The 23,732-nt window shown below is 58.9% G+C and carries 22 protein-coding genes; 13 read left to right on the top strand and 9 right to left on the bottom strand.

From position 1 onward, the window contains the following. Window positions 1-3,299: 3,299 nt before the first annotated feature. Together HNP33_RS17435 and HNP33_RS17430 are read right to left on the bottom strand one after the other, a co-directional pair. On the bottom strand, window positions 3,300-3,836 hold the full coding sequence (locus tag HNP33_RS17435) for an acyloxyacyl hydrolase (protein WP_184710783.1): 537 nt from the start codon (window positions 3,834-3,836) through the stop codon (window positions 3,300-3,302). Between the two features lie 230 nt (window positions 3,837-4,066). Further along, window positions 4,067-4,627, bottom strand: coding sequence for a Spy/CpxP family protein refolding chaperone (locus HNP33_RS17430; protein WP_184710785.1), 561 nt, complete (start codon window positions 4,625-4,627; stop codon window positions 4,067-4,069). Window positions 4,628-4,998: 371 nt separating this feature from the next. On the opposite strand from HNP33_RS17430, the gene HNP33_RS17425 reads away from it, so the two are divergent. After that, window positions 4,999-6,105: a recombination-associated protein RdgC gene (locus HNP33_RS17425; RefSeq protein WP_184710787.1), complete on the top strand. Its 1,107-nt coding sequence runs from the start codon at window positions 4,999-5,001 to the stop codon at window positions 6,103-6,105. 147 nt (window positions 6,106-6,252) lie between these two features. Here HNP33_RS17425 and cueR read toward each other — a convergent pair whose 3' ends face one another. The 3 genes from cueR to gstA form a co-directional block, all read right to left on the bottom strand. After that, a complete protein-coding gene (gene cueR, locus HNP33_RS17420; RefSeq protein ID WP_184710789.1) occupies window positions 6,253-6,744 on the bottom strand; it encodes a Cu(I)-responsive transcriptional regulator in 492 nt (163 codons plus the stop codon). A gap of 2 nt (window positions 6,745-6,746) precedes the next feature. Next, window positions 6,747-6,941, bottom strand: a complete 195-nt coding sequence (locus HNP33_RS17415) for a heavy-metal-associated domain-containing protein (RefSeq protein ID WP_184710791.1) — start codon at window positions 6,939-6,941, stop codon at window positions 6,747-6,749. A 169-nt stretch (window positions 6,942-7,110) separates the two neighbouring features. Beyond that, window positions 7,111-7,713 carry a glutathione transferase GstA gene (gene gstA, locus HNP33_RS17410; protein ID WP_184710793.1) on the bottom strand — a complete coding sequence of 201 codons (603 nt, stop codon included), beginning with the start codon at window positions 7,711-7,713 and terminating at the stop codon, window positions 7,111-7,113. Window positions 7,714-7,954: 241 nt separating this feature from the next. On the opposite strand from gstA, the gene mnmG reads away from it, so the two are divergent. The 8 genes from mnmG (at window position 7,955) to HNP33_RS17370 (ending at window position 15,959) form a co-directional block, all read left to right on the top strand. After that, window positions 7,955-9,937, top strand: coding sequence for a tRNA uridine-5-carboxymethylaminomethyl(34) synthesis enzyme MnmG (mnmG, locus tag HNP33_RS17405; RefSeq protein ID WP_184710794.1), 1,983 nt, complete (start codon window positions 7,955-7,957; stop codon window positions 9,935-9,937). Next, window positions 9,934-10,596 carry a 16S rRNA (guanine(527)-N(7))-methyltransferase RsmG gene (gene rsmG / locus HNP33_RS17400; protein WP_184710797.1) on the top strand — a complete coding sequence of 221 codons (663 nt, stop codon included), beginning with the start codon at window positions 9,934-9,936 and terminating at the stop codon, window positions 10,594-10,596. The genes mnmG and rsmG overlap by 4 nt, the downstream gene beginning before the upstream one ends. Before the next feature lie 136 nt (window positions 10,597-10,732). Continuing rightward, window positions 10,733-11,347 carry a LysE family translocator gene (locus HNP33_RS17395; protein ID WP_184710833.1) on the top strand — a complete coding sequence of 205 codons (615 nt, stop codon included), beginning with the start codon at window positions 10,733-10,735 and terminating at the stop codon, window positions 11,345-11,347. Window positions 11,348-11,370: 23 nt separating this feature from the next. After that, window positions 11,371-12,144, top strand: coding sequence for a ParA family protein (locus HNP33_RS17390; protein WP_184710799.1), 774 nt, complete (start codon window positions 11,371-11,373; stop codon window positions 12,142-12,144). 182 nt (window positions 12,145-12,326) lie between these two features. Beyond that, window positions 12,327-12,884, top strand: a complete 558-nt coding sequence (locus tag HNP33_RS17385) for an RBBP9/YdeN family alpha/beta hydrolase (protein ID WP_184710801.1) — start codon at window positions 12,327-12,329, stop codon at window positions 12,882-12,884. 14 nt (window positions 12,885-12,898) lie between these two features. Then, the gene (locus tag HNP33_RS17380; protein WP_184710804.1) at window positions 12,899-13,816 is read left to right on the top strand and encodes a ParB/RepB/Spo0J family partition protein; all 918 of its coding nucleotides are present in this window, start codon (window positions 12,899-12,901) and stop codon (window positions 13,814-13,816) included. 215 nt (window positions 13,817-14,031) lie between these two features. Further along, window positions 14,032-15,072, top strand: coding sequence for a peptidoglycan-binding protein (locus HNP33_RS17375; protein WP_184710807.1), 1,041 nt, complete (start codon window positions 14,032-14,034; stop codon window positions 15,070-15,072). Between the two features lie 257 nt (window positions 15,073-15,329). Next, window positions 15,330-15,959 carry an N-acetyltransferase gene (locus tag HNP33_RS17370; RefSeq protein WP_184710810.1) on the top strand — a complete coding sequence of 210 codons (630 nt, stop codon included), beginning with the start codon at window positions 15,330-15,332 and terminating at the stop codon, window positions 15,957-15,959. Window positions 15,960-16,015: 56 nt separating this feature from the next. On the opposite strand, the gene HNP33_RS17365 is transcribed toward HNP33_RS17370, so the two are convergent. Beyond that, window positions 16,016-16,630, bottom strand: coding sequence for a flavin reductase family protein (locus HNP33_RS17365; protein ID WP_184710812.1), 615 nt, complete (start codon window positions 16,628-16,630; stop codon window positions 16,016-16,018). Between the two features lie 135 nt (window positions 16,631-16,765). Then, window positions 16,766-17,692: an AraC family transcriptional regulator gene (locus tag HNP33_RS17360; RefSeq protein ID WP_184710814.1), complete on the bottom strand. Its 927-nt coding sequence runs from the start codon at window positions 17,690-17,692 to the stop codon at window positions 16,766-16,768. 65 nt (window positions 17,693-17,757) lie between these two features. Here HNP33_RS17360 and HNP33_RS17355 point away from each other — a divergent pair, with 65 nt between their 5' ends. Then, on the top strand, window positions 17,758-19,053 hold the full coding sequence (locus HNP33_RS17355; RefSeq protein WP_418903857.1) for an MFS transporter: 1,296 nt from the start codon (window positions 17,758-17,760) through the stop codon (window positions 19,051-19,053). Window positions 19,054-19,142: 89 nt separating this feature from the next. On the opposite strand, the gene HNP33_RS17350 is transcribed toward HNP33_RS17355, so the two are convergent. Both HNP33_RS17350 and HNP33_RS17345 read right to left on the bottom strand, forming a co-directional pair. Continuing rightward, on the bottom strand, window positions 19,143-20,567 hold the full coding sequence (locus HNP33_RS17350; RefSeq protein ID WP_184710820.1) for an FAD-binding oxidoreductase: 1,425 nt from the start codon (window positions 20,565-20,567) through the stop codon (window positions 19,143-19,145). Between the two features lie 123 nt (window positions 20,568-20,690). After that, a complete protein-coding gene (locus tag HNP33_RS17345; RefSeq protein WP_184710836.1) occupies window positions 20,691-20,945 on the bottom strand; it encodes a hypothetical protein in 255 nt (84 codons plus the stop codon). A 127-nt stretch (window positions 20,946-21,072) separates the two neighbouring features. Here HNP33_RS17345 and HNP33_RS17340 point away from each other — a divergent pair, with 127 nt between their 5' ends. From HNP33_RS17340 to HNP33_RS17330, 3 genes are all read left to right on the top strand, one after another. After that, complete coding sequence (locus HNP33_RS17340; protein ID WP_184710822.1) at window positions 21,073-21,651, top strand: cob(I)yrinic acid a,c-diamide adenosyltransferase; 579 nt, start codon at window positions 21,073-21,075, stop codon at window positions 21,649-21,651. Between the two features lie 19 nt (window positions 21,652-21,670). Continuing rightward, on the top strand, window positions 21,671-22,570 hold the full coding sequence (locus HNP33_RS17335; RefSeq protein ID WP_184710825.1) for a LysR family transcriptional regulator: 900 nt from the start codon (window positions 21,671-21,673) through the stop codon (window positions 22,568-22,570). A gap of 187 nt (window positions 22,571-22,757) precedes the next feature. Beyond that, window positions 22,758-23,471 carry a DNA helicase gene (locus tag HNP33_RS17330; protein WP_184710827.1) on the top strand — a complete coding sequence of 238 codons (714 nt, stop codon included), beginning with the start codon at window positions 22,758-22,760 and terminating at the stop codon, window positions 23,469-23,471. Window positions 23,472-23,732: the final 261 nt, after the last annotated feature.

Here is a 23,732-nt window from a genome sequence, read left to right as displayed (position 1 = left end):
GCGGTGCTTTTTTATTGCATGAATGTCCGCTCTCCTGTGGATAGCGGACCAGCTCCAAGATTTTCGCAACCGCATAGTTGCGGTATCGCGCAGTAACGCAGGTAACGCAGGTCATCAGAACAGCGCAGAGGCGGCACTTTTGCCTGGTTTGACAGGCCTTGCCGCGAAGGCAGATACAGGAGCCAGCGCACCCCAACCCCAAACGCCGCAAACAAACAGGCTGGCAGGCCTTGCCCGGCTTATTGGGCAATTGGCTTGAACTCTTGGCTTATTCATGGGCAGCGCAGACGCTTTTTTGGCATCCGTTGTTGGCCCGCCAGTGGCATTGCGCTTGTAGCAACCCCTTTCGCTCCGTCCCTGGAGCAACTCGGCCTTTGGCATCCAATCCCTGCTCCGACAGACACCTCTGCTGCGGACTCGGCGCGCCTACTCCGGCCAAGAGCAGGCTGGTAACGCCCCTCACCCGGCACGGCCATGCCCACACCAACATTTCTCCGCAAAGCATGCCCAGCACGTTCAAGCCTGCAGTGCGCGCTTGATACCCTCGTCGGTGGGAGCGGTTTCTATCAAACCATTCAACTTATCAACAAATTATCAACTTACAAATAGACTAGCACACACAAAAAAGATGGTCACAATGTTATCAACAATGCAAGATTTCCATAAGTTCCTTCAAAATATGAAAAATTGCACCTTAATTTCGTTAAATAACAACATCTATAGAATAATCTGCAGATTGGATTTTTTATTTCATCCTTTTTGTTCACTTAATTTTTCATTTAAATTCAACGATCTATTCGCAAGACAGTTGCCTCAATCAGCCATCGAACTTGTCAAATATTTTTGTGGATATCTAATAAGTACATTGAAAACTAAGAAGATTTTTTACAAAAACTGTTGATAACAAAGGATAACAACCTTGCTTGTCGGCACTTTTCTTTGCCTTTTTGTTAAATTTCATATATTTGTGGATAACTAGCGTTATTGCTTTTTTCATTGCAGAATGTGGATAAAATTCTTGGAAATATTGGAAAAAGAGAAATTCTTAGATGGTACTTCGTTGTTGAATTTCTGTTGATAAGTTATATTTGATTCTGCCTAACAACTTTCCATTTTCAAGAAATTTTTAGTTATCCACTACTCTTCATGGTATAAATTGTGCATGGATTGAGCACCGGCGTCGGAAAAAATTGCTGTTTTTTGAGGCATTCAACTGTTTTTTCTAGTACTAAAGCTTTCATTTGGAATTGCATTTAGGAGCACTCATAATTCATTTTTTTTGAATTAAATTTTCAAAATTCCCTTCGGGGCTTCTAGGTGGAAGCCATGGAATTTGGAGAAAAAATGGGGTTCTGGGCAGATGCATCCCTGCGCTCTACCAACCAAACAAAGAAAAAATCACGGCCTTTCAATGCATGGGTGATGGAGCGACTCCAGCCGTATGAACTTGCGCGAGATAGGCTGACGAAGAAGGCGCGATGCGCAAGATGTGTTCGTAGGCTCCGCCTTTAAAACCCTTCTGCAAAACGCCCTGGCGAGGTCTGAACCCGGCATCGGACGATCCACGTCCATCTCATCGGGCGAGGGTTTGGCAGAGACCCGTCGCGGTTCTGATCCGAGGCCTCTTGGAGCGCATTGCTTTGCATGGACTGCAATACATTCGCCCCCTCTCGTATGAAGCCATAGACTCGGTGACCCCGGCTGGCATTCCGTCCCGGCAGCGCTTTGCGCAGGCGGCATTCATGGGGCCTGGCTGAATGCATTTAGAGCCGCGAACACCACCCAGCAAATCGCGGGTTTGTGGTACGAGGCAAGGTGCCGGGCCGCATTAGGCAAAGCCGTAGGGAGTGCAGATTTGCGGCAAGGCCAGGTTCTCCCGGCTGTGCACCTCCAGCTATACGTACCCAGCCTAGCAACGACGTATTGAGGCTGCTGTCGGCACGCTGGCGTCACGGCTTCAGTAGCGGCACACACGCAGGGCGCAAATGCAGGATGTTAGATTTTTTTGTGGATATAGATGTGAATAAGTTGATTTTCTTCGAAGACTTACTCACACAAATGAATGCCTGCGCAGGCTTGTCCCAATCTGTCCATTGCATCAAGCAGGTCCGCACACAATCCTATCCACATCTATCTATTTGTTTTTTATATAATTTTCGAGTTATGCACGGAAAGAATCGGTATTATTGAACCCTCTTTCTGTGGACAACTAAAGGAAATGCGCCAATATATCTTGCACAAAAATGAAGGTATGCACTCACATCTGAAGCCGATTAAATGGAATGTGCTTAATTTTTCATCAAATCAAAAGAATAGAAATAAATCCACAAATAAATCATGATGTTATATGGCCCATGCCTAGTGAGGATCTCTGTGAATAAGTTATCAACCAGAGGCATCTTATTCACACCATCGGCGATACTCTCTCACTTATCCACTTTGGAGTGACAGCGGCAGCGGTGTCCCACACACAGAGTTGGAGAAGAGGAAAGTCTTTGAAGAGAAAAGAAAATTTAAAGTTACCCACAAAAAAGAGCGACTTCTACTACTATCTACTATTCTTTTAAACCTCTTAAAGGAAAAACAAAAAGACCGTTCGGCAACATTTCAGGATGCGAAATTTTTCATGATGTAGAAGAGCAATGCAGTTTTTGGATGCACTACCCTCCCTCTTTGTCCTTCCACTGTGCCAACAGCCATTTCAAATAGCTGTGGAAAACAACGCATATTGGTCTTGCTGTCTCATAGCGGTGACTCCGTCATGGCATGTGCAAACATGCACAAATGCATATAGATTGACTCTATGAATGCATCCCGCAGAAGCCTTTGATGCTCTTACTAGTTGCCCTTCGTCAAGTTCAGTTGCTGTATTGAACAGCGCCGCTGTTATATGGAGAAAGCGTTGATCGGCTTTTCAAGGAGCCAATCAAAGCAACGGCTTTTGAGAGATGTATGCCGAACATGTAGGGGATGGTCAAGGCAAGCCCTGTTGCAGGGGCGAGGGGGGCCTCCAGACGCGTCGTATGCCGATGTCTTCCACGGGCGCAGGGGCACTCACTTTTACCCAAGGCGCCTGCGAAGCGTTTGTAGCGCGGCGCTGTGAACCAGGTGTGCTGGCGAGCCTGGGGATGGATGGATCGCCGCTGAATCGCGCTGTTCGAGCCTCGGCGCTGCGGATAGGCCTTGCTGAATGTGAGCCAAGCGAGGATCGAAAAAAAGCCGCCAGACGAATCTGGCGGCATGGGGTGAGAAGAGAGAAGAGAGTTTGGCGCTTGGGCTCAGCGCTTAGGGGTTAAGGGTTAGAAATGGCGTGCATAGCGCAACTGGATGAAATTTTCGCCAGGGTTGGGCCGTTTGATCGATGCGTTGGAGAAATGCTCGATCCGCAGCATCCATTCGTTTTCGCGCTTCATGCCGGTGAAATAGCCCAGACCCAGGTGCGAGCCGAAGTTGAACGCGGTGGAAAAACGCTTGTCGCGGTTTTCGTAGAGATGGTTGGAGATAAACCCTCCAATGCCTGCTTCCACGAACCACGGATATTGGCTTTTGCTATGAAACCGCAGCACGGGCTTGAGGCCCAGCACCGCGATGTTGCGCCGCCCGTCCTGGTTGTCGCGTTCGGCGTTCCAGATACCCAGGCTCAGATCCCAATGGGCGGTGACCGCGTTGCCCCACCAGTAGGTGCGCCACTGCATGGGGATGGTAGATCCAACGGTTACGGAGCGGCCACTGTTCTCGGCCAGTCCGCCCTGCAGGTAGAGCGTCGGGCTTTGGCGCATATCGGCAAACTGCGCATGGGCTGCTGCACTGGCACCGAAAAGGGCACATGCGCCCATAACAGAAATCAAGGTTCGGTATGACATGCCGTTGATGTTACATGGTGTCAAGTGAGCCGTTTGTCAGTGGATGCTGCGTGTTGGCTGTGGTGTACGGGCCAGACAACAGAGAGAGGGAGAGATACAGAAAAACACCCTCCGGCCTTGGGGGCGAGAGGGTGTTCCGTTGCCAGCAAAGGCCCATGCCTGCTGGCTGGCCACCAGGGCGTCGGTATTCGGATACCGAGCTTTTACTTGCTGTCGGTTGCTGGAACAGTCTGTTCTGCTTTTGCGCCTTGACGGTGGCCGCGGCGCTCGTGCTGGCCTTCACCGCCAGGGCCTCGGCGATCATGCATCTTCAGCGTTTCGGCATCGAATGTCTTTTGCTGCTCAGGCGTCAATGCAGCATAGAAAGTCTTGGTGGCTTGGTTGCGCTGATCCATCGCTGCCTGGTGTTTGGCGTGCATGGCCTGCATGGCGTCGATGCGTTCAGGGGTCGTCATGGCGGCAATGGCTTTGCGATCAGGATGGGCCGGGCGCTCGCCATGCATAGGTGGTTGGAGGGCTGCCACATAGCTGTTCCATGCGCCTTCCTGGCTGGCGTTGAGCTTGAGCGCGGTTTTGAGCGCTTGCATGCGCTGCTCCATGCGCGCTTTGCGGGCCTGTGGATCTGGGCGGTGGTGTTTTCCAGAGGGAGCGCTCTGGGCTGTGGCGGCTGCCGGTGCATCGGCAGGCGAGGGCTGCGCAAAGGCGGGCACCGACAAGGCGGCAAGCATGGCGGTCACGATGGCACTGCGTTGCAGGAGGGACATGGTGGTTTCCTTTCTTGTTGGGAAGGGCGGTGGCGGCGCCACTGCGATGGATGCAGTGTCCCGCGTGGATGTAAGAGCGCCGTACCTGCTTGGTATGGCTGTGTAAAGAATTGCCAATTTGTTTGGTGTTTCAGCGGTACCGCATTTAACAAAAATGACCGTTAACCCTTTCCAGTCGGGCGTAAGTTCATCAAAAAACATAGCAGATGAGCCGCTTCGCAAAGAACCTCTGCACCACACCCATTCGTGCAGGCTGCGGCCTGGCGGATTCGCGGCACAATGGGTGGCAGATGAATGCGGCTGGTGATGGCCGCTTGTGTTTTTTAAGGCTGGTGTCTCTAGGCAGCCAGTCTCCCGAACGAAGGAATTGCATGTTCAAGAACATGATCGTCTACCGCATCTCCGAAGCCTGGCAGCCAGACTGGGCTCAGCTGGATGAAGCGCTGGCCAAGCAGCAGTTTGAAGAGTGCGGCGCGACGCAGGAAAAATCCGTGGGCTGGGTACCCCCGCGCGGCGAGGACAACGGCGCGATGGTCGAATCCGTGGGCGGCCAATGGATCATGCGGTTGATGAGCGAGAGCAAGATGCTGCCTGCCAGCGTGCTCAATCGCAAGCTGGGTGACAAGCTGGCCCAGATTGAGGCCAAAGAAGGCCGCAAGCCGGGCAAGAAGGAAAAGCAGGAGCTCAAGGATGAATGCAAGCTCGACCTGCTCCCCATGGCTTTCACCAAGCAGGGCGGCTTGTGGGTCTGGATCGATCCGCAAGCCCGCCTGCTGGTGCTGGATACCAGCAGCCAGGGCAGGGCAGATGAGGTGGTGACCATGCTGGTGGAGGCGTCACCTGGCTTCGCCGTGGCCTTGATCGATACGCAGACCAGCCCGCAGGCCGCCATGGCAGGTTGGCTGCACAGCCATGACGCGCCGGCAGGCTTCAGCATCGACCGCGAGTGTGAACTCAAGAGCGCCGACGAGTCCAAGGCTGTGGTGCGCTATGCGCGCCACCCTCTCGATATTGATGAGATCCGCGAGCACATTGATCAGGGAAAGCTGCCCACCAAGCTGGCCATGACCTGGGACGACCGCGTGAGCTTTGTGCTGACCGAGGGGCTGCAGCTCAAGAAGGTGGCCTTGCTGGATGTGGTGATGGAAGGCCAGAGCCAGGATGACGCCGGCTTTGATGCCGATGTGGCGATTGCCACGGGCGAATTCAGCCAGCTGATTCCTGACCTGATCCAGGCACTGGGGGGAGAAGGCCGTACCGAGCTGGGCCAACTGCCCGACCGGGGAGGCGCCAAGGCCCTGGCAGACGGCGCAAACCGCGCTACAGCGGCTGAAAAAGGGGTAGGGCAGGGGACAGGTGCCACACAGGCCAATAATGCGTCTGGTGGCGATTTTGCGCGCCGCACTGCCAGTGGAGGCGCCCACACCGGGCCAAAGCAGGCGCCTGTTGATGAAGACCCGGCGACCGCTCCGTTCTGATTGCGGTTCTGAATTCATCCCCTCCATGGCGCAAGCCTGAGAGGCGCAGGAAGTTTTCCTGTCGATTCGCCAACGAAAGAGCATCCCAATGGATGCTCTTTTTTTATGAGCGCATGGCGCGCATTCATTGCGCGCGAGCAGTGTTTTTTAGTGGCAGCAGCTGGAGCCGTCGGTGGCTGGGTCGGCCAGATTGTCCAAGATAGGGCAGTCGGGCCGGTGATCACCATGGCAACTGTGCACCAGTTGCTGCAGCGATCGCTGCATGGATTGCATCGCCGCTATCCGTTCGCTGAGCACTTCAATATGCTTTTGCGCAATCTCCTTGACGGAGCTGCTGGCGCGCTGCTTGTCGTTCCACAGATTCAGCAGGGTTTCGATCTCGTCCATGGAAAAACCCAGATCGCGGCTGCGACGAATGAAGCGCAGCGTATGTACATCTGCTTCGCTGTAGAGCCGGTATCCGCTGTCGGTGCGGCCTACATGTGGCAGCAGGTTCAACGACTCATAGTGCCGCGCCATGCGGGCAGAAATACCCGCCAGCTGCGCAGCCTTGCTGATGGACACGGGCCATGCAATCGATGCGGCTCCCGCCACCTTGTGCGAACGTGGTGCCTGGGGTGCTGCGCTGCTGTGGGCCATGGTTATTGCACCTGGTAGCCTTCAGCAGCAATGGCTGCTGCGATGGAGTTGGCGGGTTGCATGGATTCCACGACCACCTTGCCCTGGGCGCGGTCGATCTGCACCTTGGCGTTGGCATCCAGCGCTTTGACCGCATTGGTCACGGTTCGCTCGCAGTGGCCACAGGTCATGCCCTGTACATTGAAAGTGTTCTGCATGATGTTTCCTTTCGGTAGAAGTTGTTGATGTGCTTATGATGAAAGTTAACACGGTGTGAAGGTCAAGCGTGTGGGTATCAATTTGATGGGAGTCAGAATTACGCCAGCCAGCCCCAGAAAAAAAGCCTGTTTCACGTGAAACAGGCTTTGCAATGAATGCAAGAAGCGGTTATTGCTTTTCGTCGGCAATGGCCTTCTGCACGGCTGGGCGGGCACCGACACGTTCCAGGAACTTTCCGAGATTGGCCAAGCCCGAAACATCGACGCCTACGAACTTGGTCCATCCGCATACCGTGAACAGATAGCCATCTGCCACAGTGAACTGGGCGCCTGTCAGATAGTCCTTGCCGGCCAGTTGAGAATCCACCCAGGTCAGGCGTTTGAGGATTTGCGCACGGAACATGTCCTTAGCGGCATCTGGCATGTTTGGGTTGAACAGGGGCGAGAAGGTCTTGTGGATCTCCGTGCCGATGAAGGTCAGCCATTCCTGCAACTGGTAGCGCTCCCAGGTGCCATTGGCAGGAGCAAGCTTGGATGCGGGCGCCTGGTCGGCAATGTATTGCACGATGGCCGGGCCTTCGCGCAGCCGCTGGCCGTTGTCCAGTTCCAGCACCGGCACATAGCCCAAGGGGTTGATGGTGTAGAAATCGGTGCCATCCTTGAGCTGGTGCGTTTTGGTGCTGGCCAACTCCAGGGTGAAGGGCAGGCCGGATTCCAGCAGTGCAATATGGGGCGACAGCGAGCAGGCGCCGGGAGAGAAATACAGCTTCATCTACATTCTCCTGTACAGGGTAAAAAGCCAAATGATGCTAGCGCGTTTCATAAAGCTTTGCAGAGCGGGTTCATCGGCAGTGTTTCACGTGAAACCGCAATAACACGGCCCGCAGCGTGAAAACCCTCAAGTCATTAAAATACCAAGCCAATCCCCGCATATTCGCCACTTCTGCCCAAGGGCTGCAGAAGGGCATGAAACAAGCAGAGCACATGCTTTGCGAGCCCTGGAATGAGGCCGTATGAGCCAGACCCCCTCTTATATCTATCCGCAAGAATTTGATGTCATCGTCGTTGGTGGCGGCCATGCCGGTACCGAGGCGGCGCTGGCTGCTGCACGCATGGGTTGCAAGACGCTGCTGCTGTCCCACAATATCGAAACCCTGGGGCAGATGAGCTGCAACCCTTCCATTGGCGGCATCGGCAAGGGCCACCTGGTCAAGGAGGTGGATGCGCTGGGCGGCGCCATGGCGCTGGCCACCGACAAAGGTGGAATCCAGTTCCGTACGCTCAATAGCTCCAAGGGGCCAGCCGTGCGCGCCACGCGTGCCCAGGCCGACCGCATTCTCTACAAGGCCGCCATTCGTGACATGCTGGAGAACCAGCCCAATCTGTGGCTGTTTCAGCAGGCAGTGGATGACCTGATGGTGAAGGGTGACCGCGTGGTCGGTGCCGTCACCCAGGTCGGTATCCGCTTTCGCAGCCGCACGGTGGTGCTGACGGCAGGGACGTTCCTTGACGGCAAGATTCATGTAGGCCTGAACAACTATGCAGCCGGCCGCGCAGGTGATCCGCCGGCAGTCAGCCTGTCTGGCCGCCTCAAGGAACTGAAGCTGCCGCAAGGCCGCCTGAAGACGGGCACACCGCCGCGCATCGACGGCCGCAGCATCGACTTCAGCCAGTGCGAGGAGCAACCCGGTGACGGCATGCCCGGTGGGGTGAACGAGGGCCATGTGCCGGTGTTCAGCTTCATGGGCAACACAGCCATGCACCCGCGCCAGGTGCCATGTTGGATCACGCACACCAATGCTCGCACGCACGAGATCATTCGCAGCGGTTTCGACCGCAGCCCCATGTTCACAGGCAAGATCGAGGGTGTGGGGCCGCGATACTGCCCCAGTGTGGAAGACAAGATCAACCGCTTTGCCGACAAGGAAAGCCACCAGATCTTTCTGGAGCCCGAAGGCCTGACGACCCACGAGTTCTACCCCAACGGCATTTCCACCAGCCTGCCGTTTGATATTCAGTACGAACTGGTGCGCTCGATGAAGGGACTGGAGAACGCTCACATCCTGCGTCCTGGCTACGCCATCGAATACGATTATTTCGATCCGCGCTCGCTCAAAAGCAGTTTCGAGACCAAACAGATCCAGGGCCTGTTCTTTGCCGGACAGATCAACGGAACCACGGGCTATGAAGAGGCGGCGGCCCAGGGTTTGTTTGCAGGCTTGAACGCGGCCCTGCAATGCCGCGGAGAAGGCCCCTGGATGCCGGGGCGTGATGAGGCGTATCTGGGTGTTCTGGTGGACGACCTGATCACCAAGGGCGTGACCGAGCCCTACCGTATGTTCACCAGCCGCGCGGAGTTCCGTCTGCAGCTGCGTGAAGACAATGCCGATATGCGCCTGACCGAAGTGGGTCGCAAGATGGGCCTGATAGATGATGCGCGTTGGGATGCCTTCAGCCGCAAGCGCGATGCTGTTTCACGTGAAACAGAGCGCCTGAAAGCCACTTGGGTGAATCCGCGCATCGTGGCCGCAGAAGAAGCGGAGCGTGTACTGGGTAAGGCGATGGAGCGAGAGTACAACCTGTTCGACCTGCTGCGCCGCCCTGGAGTGGACTACGCCACATTGATGAGCATGAACGAGGGCGCGTACCGTTCGGAAGCTGTTTCACGTGAAACACTCGGCGACCTGGGTGATTCGGTGGTGGAGCAGGTGGAGATTGGTGCCAAGTACTCGGGCTATATCGACCGCCAGAAGGACGAGGTGGAACGCGCAGCCCATTACGAGAAACTGCGTCTTCCGACTGAACTGGACTATATGCAGGTGACGGCCTTGTCTTTTGAAGTGCGCCAGAAGCTTCAGACGCACCGGCCCGAAACACTGGGCCAGGCATCGCGTATCTCCGGTGTCACGCCTGCCGCCATTTCTCTGTTGATGGTGCACTTGAAGAAGGGCGGCTTCAAGGGTTTCTCGACAACCGAAGAGGCAAGCATCGCATGAGCGCCGCATTGGAAAACAAGCTGCGCGAAGGTGTGCTGCAGTTGGGATTGACGTTGGACGATGGCCAGATCGGACTGCTGATGGCTTTTCTGGACTTGCTGCAGAAATGGAACAAGGTCTACAACCTGACCTCGGTGCGCGATCCGCAGGAGATGCTGACCCACCATTTGCTCGACAGCCTGGCAGCCGTTACTCCTTTGCAGCGCCATCTGGCGGGCAATGCATTGGTGGAGCCGAAGTTGCTGGATGTGGGCTCGGGCGGCGGATTGCCTGCCGTGGTGTTTGCCATCTGCCTGCCGCAGCTCGATGTGAGTTGCGTCGACACCGTGGGCAAGAAGGTGGCTTTCATCCAGCAGGTGGCAGCCCATCTGCGGCTGCGCAATCTGCGTGGTATCCAGTCGCGGGTCGAGAACCTGACGCAGCAATACGACGTGGTCAGCTGCCGTGCCTTTGCCGCACTGCAGGATTTCACGGCCTGGTCGCAGCAGACCTTGAAGACCTCTGGCATCTGGCTGGCCATGAAGGCCAAGCGCCCCGATGATGAATTGGCGCTGCTGCCCGATGGCGTGCAGGTACTGCAGATCGAGCCGCTCGTGGTGCCTGGGCTCGATGCCGAACGCTGCATCATATGGATGCAGAAAACGCCAGCTGCTGCATAAGCTGCTGAAAACCAATGTGAACAAGGCCCCGATTTCGGGGCTTTTTGCTGACGTTTCGGGCCGTAACGGCGCGCTTTTGCTGGTTGGAAGGCGGGGGTGTCGTTTACACTCAGGGTTTCATCGCAGCAGGTGGGATATGTTTGGCATTTCCGACTACGGTGCATTTGTGGTGGCCGTAATCCTTTTCTTGATGATTCCGGGCCCGGGCAATCTGGCACTGATCACATCCACCGGCAAGGGTGGAATCTGGGCTGGGATGGCCGTATGCCTGGGCTGCATGGCTGCTGATCAGGTGCTGATGTGGCTAGCCGTGGCCGGAGTGGCCGCTGTTATGACTGCCTACCCTGCGGCCTTTCAAGCCGTGCAATGGATTGGGGCGATCTATCTGGGATGGATCGGCTACAAACTGATCACTGCCAAGCCGGGCGACAAGCCGGTCATCAGGATTGAGCCGCGCCACTATTTCAAGCAAGGCTTTCTCATCACCTTGATGAACCCCAAGGCCATTGTTTTTTACATGGCGTTCTTTCCGCTGTTTGTCGATCCGGCAACCCATCGCGGCATTCCGACGTTTGCCCTCATGGCAGCGACGGTGGCGGTGATCAGTCTGGTGTACTGCACGATCGTTGTGCTGATCACCAAGACTCTGGCCGAACGTTTGCGCGCCAATCCGTCGGTCGTCAAATGGCTGGAGAAGACCGCCGGTGTGTTTTTGATTGGTTTTGGCCTGAAGCTGGCCCTCACCAAGTAAGTATTGGATTGAAGCGAACTTTCATGGCAAAAATCTTTTGTATCGCCAACCAGAAGGGCGGCGTGGGCAAGACCACCACGGCAGTCAATCTGGCCGCAGGCCTGGCCAAGGTGAAGCAGCGTGTACTGCTGGTTGATCTCGACCCACAGGGTAATGCCACCATGGGTTCGGGCATTGACAAGCGCGCGCTGGAAACCTCGGTCTACGATGTGCTGCTGGAGTCGAACACCATCAAGGAAGCGGCGGTGTACTCGGACAAATGCGGCTACTGGGTGCTGGGTGCCAACCGCGAGCTGTCGGGCGCTGAGGTAGAACTGGTCGAGTTGGAGCGCCGTGAAAAGCGCCTCAAGGCCGCTCTTGATGCCGCCAATGCCGACTTTGATTTCGTGCTGATCGATTGCCCGCCCAGCCTGTCGATGCTGACCCTGAACGGCCTGTGCTCAGCCCACGGCGTGATCGTGCCAATGCAGTGTGAATACTTTGCGCTCGAAGGCCTGACCGATCTGGTCAACACGATCAAGCAGGTGCATGCCAACCTCAACAAGGATCTGGAGATCATCGGCCTGCTGCGCGTGATGTTCGATCCGCGCATCACCTTGCAGCAGCAGGTGAGCGACCAGCTCAAGGACCACTTTGGCGACAAGGTGTTCGACACCGTCATTCCGCGCAACGTGCGCTTGGCCGAGGCGCCCAGTTATGGCTTGCCCGGCGTGGTGTTTGATCCATCTGCCAAGGGCAGCAAGGCATTTGTTGAATTTGCCAAAGAGATGGTCAAGCGCATCAAATCGATGAAATAAGCCAGCCCTGCTTGACAGGGAAGCGGGCCTCCACATGCATGGCATGGGAGGCCTTTTTGTTGGCAAGTGCGGCAGCACATTGCAGCGGGCAGACAATCAGGCACAATAAGCGTTTGATATTTTGAAAGAAATTGGCCTGTAGCGCATATTTTTAGAGCGCTGATAGCTATAAAAAAGAGAGTATGCAATCCTCGTCCATCAAACTGTTGCCTGGCTGGCAAAACAGCGGCCCGGGCCATTGGCAGACCGTGTGGGAAGAAGAATTCGGCTACGAGCGCGTACAGCAGCATGACTGGATGCGCCCCAAGCGAGGGGATTGGACTGCACGGCTGCAGGACGTGGTGGTGGATGCGCAAGAGCCCGTGGTGCTGGTGGCACACAGCCTGGGCTGCATTCTGACGGCCTGGTGGGCCGCACATTCGCCACAGGCGGCGCAAAAAGTGCGTGGTGCATTGCTGGTGGCGCCGGGCGATGTGGAACGGCCGGATCTGGCCGAATTGATTCCTGGCTGGTCGCCCATTGCGCTGCAGAAGCTGCCGTTTCCCGCCATTCTGGTGGGTAGCCAGAACGATCCGTACTGCAGCGCAGAGCGTGCCAGTCTGCTGGCAGACAGCTGGGGTGCCCGCTGGGTGGATCAGGGCAACTGCGGCCACATCAATGCGGAATCCGGGCTGGGCAACTGGCCACTGGGACAAGGCCTGCTGGCCGAACTGAGCGCCGTTGCGGCAGCCAAAAACTAAAGGTAAACAAAACCATGGCAACCAAAAAACCCAAGGGCCTGGGACGCGGCCTGGAAGCATTGCTCGGCCCCAAGGTGGAAGCTGCGCCGCAGGCCGCAGAAGACAGGGGCCACAACCCGAGCCAGCTCGCGCTCGAAGACATGGTGCCCGGCATCTACCAGCCGCGCACACGCATGGATGAAGGGGCGTTGTACGAGCTGGCCGAAAGCATCAAGGCACAAGGCATCATGCAGCCGATTCTGGTGCGCAAGCTCACGCAGGGCGAGCATGTGGGCAAGTACGAAATCATTGCGGGTGAGCGGCGTTTCCGTGCGGCACGCATTGCGGGCCTTGCCGAAGTGCCGGTGCTGGTGCGCGAAGTGCCTGACGAGGCTGCGGCTGCGATGGCTCTGATTGAAAACATCCAGCGCGAAGATCTCAATCCGTTGGAAGAGGCGCAAGGTCTCTCGCGCCTGGTGGGCGAATTCAACATGACGCATGAGCAGGCTGCGCAGGCCGTTGGTCGCTCACGCTCGGCTGCATCCAACCTGCTGCGCTTGCTGAATCTGGCTGAGCCGGTACAGACCATGCTGATGGCCGGAGACCTGGACATGGGCCACGCCCGCGCGCTGCTGGTGCTGGACCGTGCCGCGCAGATCACTGCTGCCAACCAGATCAATGCGCGCAAGCTGAGTGTGCGTGAGGCCGAGAGCCTGGTCAAAAAGGTGAGTGCAGAGTTCTCGGGCGAGACTCCGGTCAAGGCCAAACCCGCGAAATCGCGCGATTTGAAGCGGGTGGAAGAAGAACTCTCCGACCTGCTAATGGCAGAGGTGGAAGTTCGCGTGAAAAAGCGCGTCAAACGTGCCGGCAAGGTGGAAGAGATGGGAGAACTCGTGATCCAGTTCGGCTCACTTGATGCTCTTAATGGATTAATTGATAAATTACGCGGATAATTTCGTTCGAAGTAATTTGTGAAATCACCTTTTTTGCAACAATTTGTCGCAATTTACGTGCCGTTACCACCTTGATCGAGAGCAAATCTTGATGCCATTTGGCAAGGGATTTTCTACAATTGGCGGCGTCTATTGCACCGATAGCGGTGGTTTGAACCCAGGCAATGCTCCTGGGTTTCTTTGTAAAAGTAATTGAGAACTTGCGGGAGCAACACATGAAGAAACTGGCATTGGCGGCACTGGCCGTATTGGCATTGGCAGGCTGCGAATCCACAGGCATGAAGCTGGGCGGGGGCACTAACAACACCGTGACCGGCGGCGCCGCAGGCGGCAACAGCCAGGGCGAGAACAGCCAGCTGGAAAAATGCGATTCTCCCGTGGGTACCGTCTCGCTGGTGGAAAACCAGCAAGCAGGTTGGTACACCATTCTGCGCAATGAATACCGTCTGCCTCCCACCGCCAATCTGCTGCGCGTGCTGATCCAGCAATCGAACTGCTTCGTGGTGGTGGAGCGCAGCGCTGCTGGCATGAACGCGATGAACCGCGAGCGCGCCATGATGGACAACGGCGAAATGCGCAAGGGCAGCAACTTCGGCAAAGGCCAGGTGGTGGCATCGGATTACGGCCTGACGCCTGAAGTGACCTTCAGCGAAGACAACGCTGGCGGCTTTGGCGCTGCTCTGGGCGGCATTCTGGGTGGCCGTGGAGGTAGCGCCCTGGGTGGCGTTGCGGCCAACAGCAAGACGCGCGAGGCCTCGGCCATGCTGACCCTGGTGGACAACCGCTCGGGTGTGCAGGTGTCGTCTTCCACCGGCAATGCCAGCAACACCGACTGGGGCGGCTTTGGCACCCTGTTTGGTGGCTCGGCGGGCGCCAGCATTGGCGGCTACTCCAACACCTCGCAAGGCAAGGTGGTGTCGGCAGCCTTTGTTGACGCCTACAACCAGATGGTGCGTGCGTTGCGCAACTACAAGGCGCAGGCCGTCAAGGGCCAGGGCCTGGGTGGCGGCGGCCGCCTGTCGGTGGATGGCTCGGCTGCGCCCAGCCAGACTTCGGCTCCCGGCGCCAAGACCAATGTGCGCATGACCATGAAGCAGGCTCAGCAGCGCCTGAACGAACTGGGCTTTGATGTGGGCACGCCGGACGGCTCCGCCGGCCCGCGCACGCAAAATGCACTGCGCACCTTCCAGCAGGACCAAGGTCTGCCCGTGACCGGTCGCCTGGACCAGGCCACGATGCGCCAGCTGTCGGAATAATATTTTCCGCGCCTTCAGGCACAAGCCTCCAAAACCCGCTCAGGCGGGTTTTTTCATGCCCAGGCTATGTTTGGTGTCTTTGGCTGCCGAGGCGCGCCACACGGCCTCTGAAGCGTTGTGCGTGCCATGGACGAATGTGGGGCAAAGTCGGTAGCAGCAATCTCGCACCCTTTGCGTGCGAATTGTGCGCTGGGCTACCCTCCATGGCTTTGTCATTGGAGCGGCCAGCCAAAGGTCGCGCACAAGGAGAGAGAGCCATGCTGACCGCTATGCCGCCCTTCTGGGCATCCTGGCTGTACCGGCCGGTGGAGTTGCGCATCGATGTGAGCCCGATTCCACCCAAGCAACTGGAAGGCGAATGCGCCTCCATCCACGATCGCATCAACACCCCGGGCGATTGCCTGTACGGGATTGCCGAAATCCCGCTGTCCGATCCCCGCTTCGCCATCCGCTACCGCGCGGCCGATGGTGAGTTCTACGTCTATGTCGAAGACCTGCAGGAACACCGCATCGCGGGTTTCACAGTGTTCAGCCGCCTGATTGAGCTGGACAAGCGTGCCGACCGCATCATTCGAGGCCCCCATTCCAAATTCGATGTGGCCTACCAGCGCAAGGGGCTGGCCTCGTGCATCTATCGCTGGGCCCTGGATGCGGGGCTGTGCCTCGTCACCGGTGCCCGCCAGTCGCCCGGTGCCCATGCGCTGTGGCACAAGCTGGCGCGCGATTACCGCCTTGGCTACGTCGATATCACTGACAAGAAAATGCGGTATCTGGGCAACAGCGTCGAGCCGCAGGTACTCAACCACTTGAACACCCGCATGTTTCTGCTGGGCCAGGGCTGGAGCCTGGGCAGTTTTGCCGCTGCTGCACGCATGCAGATCGACTGAATCAACGCGCCATCACGCGGGCCATGCCCACCGAGGCAATATCGGCGGGAGACGCATCAGCGCGGGCGCATCATCACCCGCTTGCCTGCTTCGCTGATCGTGAAATAGTCGCCCGGCCCACCGCCGCGCAGCAGAGGCTGGCCTGCCGCAGTCTGGTAGATGCCATCCTTAAGCAGCCGCTCGTCGATATGCACCATCACCACCTCGCCCAGTACCAGCCAGGTGGGAACCTGCACGCCATCGGCGCCTTGCAGCTGGATGATCTGCGTGCAGCGGCATTCCATGGTCACGGGGCTGGCCTGCACGCGCGGCGGCTTCACCTTGACGGACGGCTCGGCCGCAAGGCCCGCCAGCTCAAACTCGTCGACCTCCGGTGCCACGGCGGCGCAGCTCTGGTTCATGGGTACGGCCAGCGGCTCGCTCGCCAGGTTCCAGACGAATTCGCGTGTGGCTTCGATGTTGGCCAGAGTGTCCTTGCGGCCGATGCTGGCAAAGCCGACGATCGGCGGGATGTAATTGAACGCGTTGAAGAAGCTGTAGGGCGCCAGATTGCGCACGCCAGCACTGTTCAGGCTGGAGATCCAGCCAATCGGACGCGGACCCACAATCGCGTTGAATGGGTCGTGCGGCAGGCGGTGGCCCAGACGAGGATCGTAGCTGTGAAGTGGCATGGCTTCGCTATAAAAAATAGAGCCGTTTGCGCAACAAGGTTGAGCGCCAAGGGCTGGTAATTCCATAAATTCTGCAGGAAGGATAGCGCAGCGGGGCATTTTTACAGCCAGCCTGCACAGGCACTTGCTCGCCTATCAGCGGCGTTGCATGCCCAGAAAACGTGCGGGCGGCAGGCCGACGGCGCGTTGCACCATGGCACTGAAGGCGCTGGGCGTGTAGCCCAGTTCCACCGCAATCTGCCCCATGGCCAGGCCGCTGGCGCCCAGTTGCACGGCCTTGGCCAGAATCACCTGCTGGCGCCATTGCTGGTAGGTACAGCCCAGCTCCTGCCTAAAGAGGCGCGCCACGGTGCGCAGGCTGGCGCCACTGTTGCGCGCAAATGCCTGCAAGCTGTCATGTGCCAGAGGGTCTCGCAGAACGGCCTGACACAAGGTGAGCAGGCGCTTGTCGCTTGGCATGTCGATGCGCAGATCCAGCTGGGTGGCACGGGCCAATTCGTCGAGCAGCAGGGCGCTGACGTGGCACTCGCGCGCCAGCTGTGCCGGGGTAGGTGGCTCGGCTGCGTCGGAGTTCGTGGACAGGTCTCGCACCAGTGCCTGCAGCAGATCCGATACCTCCAGCACCCGGCAGCGTTGCCAGCGCGGGCTGGGCGCATCACCCGCGACAGGCCCGCATTGGCCTGGCGCCTGGTAGATGTACAGCGTGCGCAACTCGGCTGTCTCCACCATGGTGACTGCGTGTTCTACCTGCGGCGGAATCCACAACGCCCGCCCGGGCGGCACTACAAAGGTGGCGTGGGGCACCCGCAGATGCAGGGTGCCGGTGGTGGATACCGCCAGCTGCGCCCACTGGTGGTGGTGTGGCAGCACTTGCGTATCGCGCTGCAGCACCCGCTGCTTGGCGCGAACGGGCCGCTGCAGCGTGGGCACAAACAGATGCGGGGTGAGTGAATCCACATACTCCCAGGCGCGCGGCCCGGTTGCCAGCGATACGGTTGGCACCGCAGTGATACGCGGCCCGCTGGCGCGTCGGCGCGAAGGAGGCGGTATGGTGCTTGGCATGTTGGCGATAGTAATTGGCTTGCTATCGCATACAAGACGACGGGGCTTTGGCTACCATGCCGGGTATGACAACGAACACCAATGCCTCTGCGCCCGGAGCCGACCAGATCGGCAGCCTGCGCCAGGACAGCCGCACCATCGGCCTCATCGGCCTTGCCCACGGCTCGTCCCACTTCTTCCATTTGCTGCTGCCACCGCTGTTTCCGTGGCTGATTCAGGATTTCGGCTTCAGCTATTCGGAGTTGAGCGTGCTGGTGTCGGTGTTTTTCATCGTCTCTGGTGTCGGCCAGGCCCTGGCGGGCTTTGTGGTTGACCGCTTCGGCGCGCGGCCCATCCTCTTTTCCGCGCTTGGAAGCTTTGCCGTGGCTGGTGTGATTGCAGGCACGGCGCACAGCTACGTGCAACTGATGCTGGCTGCCATCTTTGCAGGGCTGGGCAATGCGCCTTTCCATCCGGTGGATTTCACCATCCTCAACAAGCGCCTGTCGCCACAGCGCCTGGGCCATGGCTTCTCGGTGCATGGTCTGTCGGGCAACCTGGGGTGGGCAGCCGCGCCGGTGTTCATGGCGGGTATCACATCGGCTACTGGTTCGTGGCGTCTGGCCTGCCTGTGTGGCGCGGCGCTGGCAACCATCATTCTGGCCATCATGGTGATCAACCGTGATGCACTGGACGACCGCGTGACGGCGAATGCTCCTGGCGCTGCCAATGGCCTGGCAAAGGCAACTGCAGCGTCTGCAGCGCAAGAGCACCCCTTGGCTTTTCTGAAGCTGCCATCGGTGTGGCTGTGCTTCTCGTTCTTCTTCTGGACCACCTGTGCCATGAGCGCCATCCAGTCCTTTGCCAGCCCGGCATTGCAGCAGCTGTATGGCCTGCCGGCCAGCATTACCGCCTATGTCGTGACGGGTTACATGCTGTTTGGCGCGGCGGGCATGGTGGTGGGCGGTTTTCTGGTCGGCCGGGTGGAGCGCCTGGAAAAAACCATCTCCGCGTGCCTGCTGTTCTCTGGAGGCTTGCTGGCGCTGGTAGCCACGGGGTGGCTGCCAGGCTATGCAGCCCTGGGTGTGGCAGCGCTGGCAGGCGTGGGAACGGGCCTGGCGGGGCCCTCGCGCGACATGCTGGTCAAGCGCGCCGCACCGCCTGGCGCCACGGGTCGGGTGTATGGCATGGTGTATTCGGGGCTGGATCTGGGTTTCTGCCTGGCCGCGCCGGTGTTTGGCTACATGCTCGATCACCACATGAACGCAGGTGTGTTCTACGGTGCTGCAGTGGGAATGGTGCTCAGCGTGGTATCTGCCGGTTTTGTGGGTGCGGGTGTCGCTGCGCGCAAGGCGCAACTGGGGGCTGCCAAGCCAGCCTGATGGGGCGTGGACGGGGGCGCAATTCATGTGCCTCAAAAACAAAGCCCGCGCAGCGTAGCTCGCGGGCTTTGTTTTTTGGGCGTCGTGCGCTATACGGCCAATTGAAAGATCTTGCCCGGGTTCAGAATGTTCTTCGGATCCAGCGCCTGCTTGATGGCTCGCATCATGGCCACCCCGCCGTCCCCTGCTTCTTCTGCGAGAAAGCCTTGTTTGTGGATGCCGATGCCGTGCTCGCCGGTGCAGGTGCCGCCCAGGGCAATGGCACGTTCCACAAGTTGGTGGTTCAGCTGTTCGGCCTGCTGGCGCTGGGCGTCGTTGTCCGGGTCGATCAGGTAGCCGAAGTGGAAGTTACCGTCGCCCACATGGCCCACCAGGAAGTACGGGATCCCGCTGGCATCGGCTTCGTTCACGCAGTCGAGCAGCGCATCGGCCAGGCGGCTGATAGGTACGCACGTATCGGTGGTGATGCAGCGGCAGCCTGGCACGCTCGCCACGGCGGCAAAGTAGGCGTTGTGGCGCGCGGTAAACAGGCGGGTGCGGTCTTCGGGGCGTTCGGCCCATTCAAAGGCATTGCCGTCAAATTCGCTGGCGATGTCCTGCACCATCTCGGCCTGCTCCTTCACGCCGGTGGGCGATCCGTGGAACTCCATCAGCAGCATGGGTTCTTCGCGCAGGCTGAGCTTGCTGTAGGTATTGACCATGCGGATGGCATTCACATCGATCAGCTCCACCCGGGCGATGGGCACACCCATCTGGATGGTCTGGATCACGGTGCGCACGGCAGCCTCGATGCTGGGGAAGGAGCAGATGGCGGCGCTCACCGCTTCGGGCAGCGGGTAGATGCGCAGCGTAACCTCGGTAAAGATGCCCAGCGTGCCCTCGCTGCCCACGAGCAGGCGTGTCAGGTCATAGCCCGCCGCGCTCTTCTTGGCACGGTTACCGGTGCGGATGCGTTCGCCGCTGGCGGTCACCACTTCCAGTGCCAGCACGTTCTCGCGCATGGTGCCGTAGCGCACGGCGTTGGTACCACTGGCGCGGGTGGATGCCATGCCGCCGATCGATGCATCGGCGCCAGGATCGATGGGGAAAAAGAAGCCGGTGTCCTTGATCGCTTCATTGAGTGCCTTGCGCGTGATGCCCGGCTGTACGGTGATGGTCAGGTCTTCGGTGTTGATGGAGAGCACCTGGTTCATGCGGCTCACATCCAGCGTGATGCCGCCCTGTACGGCCAACAGGTGGCCTTCCAGCGACGAGCCTGCACCATAGGCAATCACCGGCACGCTGTATTCGGCGCACAGCCGCACGGCATCCTGCACATCCTGCGCGGATTCGGCAAACACCACGGCAGCGGGTGGCGGTGCAGCAATGGAGCCTTCGTCGCGGCCATGCTGTTCACGCACGGCCTGCGCGGTGGAGTATTGCGCGCCAAAGCGGGCAGCGAGTTTTTGCAGGAAAGCGTCGGGAACGGGCCGTTGCCCCGCTTGCAATTGGTGGTTGGATTCGGGTGCGTTCATGGGAGTCTCCGGTCTGGTCTTCAGGATAGCACCGCATCTGCGCCGACGCTGTCTGCTGCGCGAAGCCACAAAAAAACCCGCCGAGGCGGGCAGAGGAGAGTCCGAGGGGGGACAAAGAGGACGCTACATGTTCTTTTTGACCGGCTGGCGCACCTGGTGACGACGAGGGTCGCTGGTGTTCAGGTTGCGTTCGGCCTGGACAATACGGTGCGCGCCGGCACCTTGGGCTATGCGCTGTGCGGTGCTGCCACTCGCAGGCTGGGCGTGGGCCATGGCGGATGTCACGGCGATGGATGCAAACAGCATCACGCTGCGGGCGTCAAAGGGATGGGTGAAAAATTTTGCAGGCATCTGCACCTCCTTATAGGATTCAGACATGGTGCCTATTGCACCCCAGATACTCGCCAAGCTCTATCATTTTTGCTTGCTGTTGCTTCCGCTACAAATTACGGTGGACAGGTAACAGAAAATAGGCCCCAGTACACAAGCTTCACAAGGATTACCAATGGGCAACCGACTCTCCCAGATTGCGACCAGAACCGGTGACGATGGCACCACCGGCCTGGGCGACAACAGCCGCGTCTCCAAGGCCAGCGGCCGGCCACACGCGATGGGCGATGTGGACGAGCTCAATTCACACATCGGCCTGCTGCTGTGCGAGCCGCTGCCCTCGGATGTGCGCGAGCTGCTGATCGATATCCAGCACCAGCTGTTCAACCTGGGCGGGGAGTTGTCGATGCCTGGCTACGAATTACTCAAGGACGACGCCCTGCTGCAGCTGGACGATGCGCTCGCACGCTACAACGCGCAACTGCCCCGGCTGGCGGAGTTCATCCTGCCCGCAGGTACGCGCGCGGCATCGCAAGCCCATGTGTGCCGCACCGTGGCACGCCGCGCGGAGCGCATGGTGGTGGCCCTGCAGGAAGCAGAGGCCATGCGCCCTGCGCCACGCCAGTACCTCAACCGTCTGTCCGATCTGCTGTTCGTGCTGGCGCGGGTGCTCAACCGCGTGGATGGTGGCGACGATGTGTACTGGAAGAGCGAGCGCCTTGCGCGCATGCAGGCCGAAGATGGCGGTCAGTGACGTGGTGAAGGGCTGAACCATGCGGTTGCGCCATATCGAAGTGTTCAACGCGGTAATGCACACGGGTAGCGTGAGCGCGGCTGCGCGGCTCATCAACATCTCGCAGCCCGCGGTCAGCCGCACCTTGCAGCATGCAGAGCTGCAACTGGGCTTTGCGCTTTTCCAGCGCAGCAAGGGGCGCCTTGCACCCACGAGCGAAGCGCTGGCCCTGCTGCCTCACATGGAAAAGCTGTTTGCCCAGCTCGAAGACGTACAGCGCCTGGCAGACAGCCTGCGCAAGGGCCGCGCCACCGATGAACTGCGCATTGCCAGCGTGCTGGCGCTGAGCCACGAGGTGTTGCCACGCGCGCTGGCGCAGTTCAAACAAAAACACCCCAATGTCACCGTCACCCTGCAGTCGCTGCACTCGCCGCAGATCGTGTCGGCGCTCATGATGCAGGAAGCCGATGTGGGCTTTGTGCTGAGCAATGTGCAGCAGCCTACTCTGCTGCAGGAAAACCTGGCGCGCGTGCCGATGATGTGCATCGTGCCCAAGGGCATGCTGCCGCCGTTCAAGCTGCGCGCGGGCACCCTGTCACAGGAAGATCTGGCGGGCGTTCCCCTCATCAGCCTCGATGCGCAAGACCCCGTGGGCATGCTGCTGAACCAGCTGGGCCGGGAGTCGGGCGCGGGCCAGAACCATTTTGTGACGGTGCAGACCTACCACACTGCACTGGCCATGGCGCACCATGGTTTGGGCGTGGCGATGGTGGATGGCTGCACGGCCTTGTCGGCCGACCGAAGCAAGGTGGAGGTGCTGCCGCTGGCCCCCGAGCTGCAGGTGCCAGTCAATGCCATCCGTGCGGCTGCGCAGCCGCATTCACTGCTGGTCAAGGCCATCATGCGCGAAATGCAGAAAGTGTTGGCAGCGCAGTTGTAGCAGGGAGCCGCTCTGGTCGTTCGAGGGCTGCGCAATCCTGCGATAAGATGGACGGCGTGCGCGGCCCGCGCCTCCTCCCTCCATTTGGGGAAGCATTGTTTGTGCAGGGCATACCTTTAGCCCAACCTGCTTGTTGGCGATGTGCATAAGGAGGGATTGCTCAGCTGCCTTGAACAGGAGGTTGACCATGGGATCCATTCCCCTTTCCGCGCCGTTGTATGCGCTCAAACGCCAGGCGAAGCGAAGGGCTCGCCAGCACGGCATGCCGCTGCATGTGGCGCTCGATGACATCGCCAGGGAAAACGGCTTTGCGCATTGGAGCCTGCTGATGGCCCGGCATGCCCCGCCAGACGCGCTGACCCAGCTGTCCCGTCAACTGCAGCCAGGCCGTTTGCTGCTGCTCGCAGCGCGGCCCTTGCAGGGCAAAACCAGGCTGGGTTTTGCATTGATGGCACGCGCCTTGCGAGCGGGCAAGCATGCAGCTTTTTTCTCGCTCGATTGCACCCCTGCGCAGGTACATGCCCTCACGGCTGCAGTCGATTCCGACGGGGCGCTGTGGGGCAACCGCTTTCGCTGGGATTGTTCGGATGATGTGTGCGCCGCGCATGTGGCCGCACAGTTGCAAGATGCGCCCCCGGATACCGTGGTCGTGATCGACTATCTGCAACTGCTGGATCAGCGGCGCGACCACCCTCCGGTCATGCAGCAGGTGCAGGCCTTGCGAAGGCTCGCGCGGGAGCGGCAATTCACTGTGGTGGTGATCGCACAGATTCAGCGTGGATTTGACGAGACCCAGCGGGACATGCCAGGCTGGAGCGATGTGCGCCTGCCCAACCCCTTGGATGCGAGCCTTTTTGACCACCGGTGTTTTGTACACCAGGGGCAGATAGCGATTCAATAGAAAACGCCACTTAGCACTTTTGGGTTAAGAGCCGCTAACACAACCCTTGATACGTCGTTGCTTCGTCGGGGGCGCCTAGCCTGGGGCGCCCAGCCTTGTCGTACGTCTGTACTGCCTGCAGCTTCGCCTGACGCGGCCCGGCGCCTCGTCTCAACCGCAAATCTGTGATTTGCTGGGTTGTGTTAGGTTCTATGTTTTGCGTCAAGCGACTTTCGGCAATAGTTGCTCCGGATTAAAGGCGGTCTGGCCTCTCCAAATTGC

This window comes from Comamonas odontotermitis (assembly GCF_014207855.1).
Lineage (GTDB): Bacteria > Pseudomonadota > Gammaproteobacteria > Burkholderiales > Burkholderiaceae_C > Comamonas > Comamonas odontotermitis_A.
The sequence above is the reverse complement of the archived record's forward strand: the minus strand, read 5'-3'. Positions and strand labels throughout refer to the sequence as shown.